This window comes from Streptomyces sp. SID11385 (assembly GCF_010548245.1).
GTDB lineage: Bacteria > Actinomycetota > Actinomycetes > Streptomycetales > Streptomycetaceae > Streptomyces.
In genome coordinates this window covers 1-245 of the sequence record NZ_JAAGLR010001172.1, presented here as the reverse complement: position 1 = coordinate 245, position 245 = coordinate 1, and the positions used below count along the sequence as shown (strand labels likewise).

Here is a 245-nt window from a genome sequence, read left to right as displayed (position 1 = left end):
GCCGTCACGGTGATCGCGCCGTCCGTGGCAGCGCCACAGGACGACGCGGCCACGAAGAGACCACTCACCGGCAGCGCGGCGGCAGCCGGCAAGGCGGACAAGCCGGTCACCGTCACCCTGGTCACCGGCGACAAGGTGCTGGTGAGCAGGGACAGTTCGGGGAACGCCACGGCCAGCGCACTGGCCGGCGCGGACGGCACCGTCCCGCTCGTACAGACCCGCCGCTCCGGCAAGGACCTCTACGC

General features: G+C 72.7%; 1 protein-coding gene. It reads left to right on the top strand.

Going from position 1 to position 245, the window contains the following annotated elements; translation table 11 throughout:
• On the top strand, window positions 1-245 hold a 245-nt coding region (locus tag G3I42_RS35605; protein ID WP_164291781.1), incomplete at both ends, for a hypothetical protein.